The following is a 3478-nucleotide window of genomic DNA, read 5'->3' as shown; positions in this document are numbered from 1 at the left end:
CAGGGCGGCGGGGGCCGCGACCTGACGCCGGGCGATCAGCAGCAGCGCGGCGCTGGCGAGGATGACCAATGCGCCGAGGCCGTAGGTGCCGATGAGGGTGGCGGCGATGGCCGCGCCGCTGGGCAGCAGGATGATGCCGATCGGGTTCCAGGCGAAGCCGGTGAAGAGGGTGGCCCGCAGATATTCGGTGGCGATCCACAGGGCGGCGAGGAGGAGGGGGAAGCCAAAGTCGCTGGCCGCGCTGGGCGCGGCACCCACCCCCGACCCCTCCCTTGAAAGGGAGGGGCGTTTTCTGTGTAGCCACCAGGCGCCCATCGTTGCGAGCGCGGGGAAGAGGGCGAGGTAGAGGGAGAGGAGCAGCACGCCGCCATAGCCCAGCCAATGCGGCATCGAATCCTGAAAGGTGAAGGCGTGGGCGATCCAGTGGAGGGCGAGGGTGAATTGGCCGACGCCGAACAGCCAGCCATAGGTGAAGGCGGCGCGGCGGTCGGGCGCGGTTTCGACCAGGTGGATCAGCAGCGCGAGGGCCAGGAGCGTGACCGGCCAGAGCGACAGGGGCGCAAAGCCGGTCGCCGAGGCAAGGCCCGCCAGCAGCGCGGCGAGCCGGGGGCGGCGATCAACCATGGCGCGCACCGGCGCGATCAGCCGATGGTCGCCATGGTGGCCTGGCTGCACTTGTCGGCCTTTTCACCGCCGCCGCCGGTCAGCATCGAGGCGGCGAGGAAGCCACCGACGAGCAGCAGCAGGAACAGGGCCGAAAGCCAGGCGAGATATTTTTCGATGAACGCCTTGATGGGACGGCCGAATTTCCAGAACAGGAAGCCGACCAGCATGAATTGGAAGGCGCGGCTGACGACGCTGGCCCAGAAGAAGGTGAAGAGCGGCAGGCCGACGAATCCGGCCGTGATCGTGATCAGCTTGAACGGGATCGGCGTCGCGCCCTTGATCAGGATGATCTCCGCGCCGTATTCGCGCAGGTAGCAGGCGGCGACCGGGAATTTGGCGGCGAGGCCGAGCGCGGTCAATATTTGTTCGCCCAGCGCCTCATAGAGGAAATAGCCGATGGCATAGCCCAGCATCCCGCCCAGCACCGAGGCGAGGGTGCAGATGAAGCCGAAGCGGATCGCCCGTTCCGGGCGCGACAGGCACATGAGGCCCAGCAGCGGATGCGGCGGGATGGGGAAGAAGCTCGATTCCAGGAAGGAAATGACGAACAGCCAGCGTTCGGCATGGGCATGGGCGGCTTTGGCCAGCGTCCATTGATAGAGCCTGTTGAGCATGACGCGCGACGTAGCCGAGATCGTTCCGGGTCGCCAGCGATTTTGCTGTCTCAAAAACGGTCAACGAAGCGGACAGGGGGCTTAGGTTTTTGGTTGCGGGGGAGATTGTAGCTTTGCGGGGAAAGGGGGGTGTTGTTCCGTGGCGACCGGCCCACCCACTGTACGATAAGGCACCGGTCAGCGTGATTCGACGCGACGGCGTTGACGGCGCGGCACCGTCTGGGCAAGACCCCTTCCTCCCCTGTCCTGTTCGGTTCGCGCGTTTGACATTTTCTTCCATTCCCTGGGCCAGGCTGCGGCAGCGCGCGGGCGGCATCGCGTTCGCGCTGGTGCTGAACGCCATCTTGCTGCTGGGGCTGTTTACGCTGTCGCCCTCGTTCGAGCCCAAAAAGGCCGACGACCGCTTGCCGGTGACGTTCGACGTCGAAACGGGGACCAAGACCGAGCAGGAGCAGAAGCGCGCGCCCAAGGCGGAGAAGCGCGAGCAGGACGAGGCCAGCCCGCCCAAACAGGCCGAGGCGGTGGTGCGGCCGCCGGTGCCGACCGAAAAGCCGGTCGAGGAGCCGCCATCGCCCTTCCCCTTCCTGACGATGAGCCGCGACCAGATGGCGTCGGCGGACATCGGCAACATGCCCAAGGCAGCGCAGGGCGCGGCGGCGGGACAGGGCGACAGTGCGGCGGTCGCCGGGCCGGGCGAAGGGCCGGGCGGGGTGCAATTGTTCAACGCCGAATGGTATCGGCGACCGACCAACAGCGAATTGTCCACCTATATCCCCGCCAATGCGCCGCCCGAAGGCTGGGGCCTGGTCGCGTGCAAGACGGTCGACCATTATCATGTGGAAAACTGCCAGATATTGGGCGAATCGCCGCTGGGGTCGGGCTATGCCCGCGCGGTGCGGCTGGCCGCCTGGCAATTCCTGGTCCGCCCCCCGCGCGTGAATGGCAAGCCGCAGGTGGGGAGTTGGGTGCGGATACGGATCGATTATACCCGTCTGGGGGACGGGTTGGGGGGTGACGAGGGGGCGATGATGATGATCGCCCTAAGAAGACTGTACGGGCTGACAGTGATCTTTCTCGTTGTTTTACGGGCTTCTTAACAGAACTCGCCCGACCCGTGTTTCGGCATATCGGGGATGTGTAGCACGCGCTTGCCAGTAATGTAGATTGTAAGTAGCTATAGGCGATGAGCAACGGATTAAATCGACCTGGAAGTATAAAAACGGATGTGTTCATCCTGTTCCTGTTGAGCTGGGTTTTTTCGATCGCTGGTTATTTGACGCGTGGCAGGCTGTCAGTTGTAGAGGCTTTACCTGGGGCGCTTTTCTTTTGGGCTTTCGGTTTCATGTTTTTGATAGCGCGAAAAAATCGATCTAAGCGGATGACTTACGCTGTTGCGGCGTCTGCCGCTTTCGCCACGCTGGTAGCATGGGGCAACCTTCCAAGAGGATAAATAAGTCGATCATTCCTTAGCGAATGCGAGGAACGCTTGGATCTTCTTGGGAAGGCGGGCAGTCGGTTTTAGCGCATTCAAACCGTTCATACGCAGCGGCAGCGAAAAACACCGCCAAGGCTAAACTTCCAAACGCAAATTTCCACTGTTTAAGCCATAATCCGTCAATCACCATCCGCACGCCCAAGAGCGAAATGATACTGAAGACGGTCATAGCAAAAACAATTCCCGTGTATCGCATAGGTCGAACAATAGCCTGTAAACGTAATAGAGAAAGCCTGATGCTCACTCGCCCATACTGCTACGCTCTATTCAACCCACTAATACCAACCTGCATTGATCACGACCCACGTGCCCATTTGCGGCGTCCAATTGTCATGATGCGCCAGGGCTGATCGATCAGCCTGTTCCAGGCTTCGCAGCAAAGGTCGACGATGTTGTCGTGGGACGTGAAGATGCGGTTGGATAGCCAGTTATCGCGCATGAACTGCCAGATATTTTCGACCGGGTTGAGTTCAGGACATTTTTGGCGGCAGCGGAACGATGCTGATATTATCGGGTACTTCCAGCTTCCCGGTCATGTGCCATCCGGCCTGATCCATCAGCAGCACGCCGTGGGCACCTGGTTCGATAGCGAGCGATATCTCCGCCAGGTGCAGCGACATGGTCTGGGTATTACAGAAGGGCAGGACCAAGCCAGCGCCCTTACCAAGCTCAGGGCAGATAGCGCCGAAGATGTAGGCTGATT

General features: G+C 61.5%; 2 protein-coding genes and 2 pseudogenes. 1 reads left to right on the top strand and 3 read right to left on the bottom strand.

The window, feature by feature from the left end; all coding sequences use genetic code 11:
• Window positions 1-624, bottom strand: a pseudogene (locus BF95_RS24660) (apolipoprotein N-acyltransferase); the annotation flags it as partial.
• Between the two features lie 17 nt (window positions 625-641).
• Complete coding sequence (locus BF95_RS24655) at window positions 642-1280, bottom strand: YqaA family protein (protein ID WP_043155430.1); 639 nt, start codon at window positions 1278-1280, stop codon at window positions 642-644.
• A 263-nt stretch (window positions 1281-1543) separates the two neighbouring features.
• Here BF95_RS24655 and BF95_RS24650 point away from each other — a divergent pair, with 263 nt between their 5' ends.
• Window positions 1544-2377 (top strand): hypothetical protein, encoded by an 834-nt coding sequence (locus BF95_RS24650; protein WP_443018432.1) that lies wholly within the window; start codon window positions 1544-1546, stop codon window positions 2375-2377.
• Window positions 2378-3070: 693 nt separating this feature from the next.
• Here the strand turns inward: BF95_RS24650 and BF95_RS29985 are convergent.
• A pseudogene (locus BF95_RS29985) lies at window positions 3071-3478 on the bottom strand (transposase); the annotation flags it as partial.

This window comes from Sphingobium sp. Ant17 (assembly GCF_000588875.1).
Taxonomy (GTDB): Bacteria; Pseudomonadota; Alphaproteobacteria; order Sphingomonadales; family Sphingomonadaceae; genus Sphingobium.
This window is presented reverse-complemented; position numbering and strand designations above follow the sequence as displayed.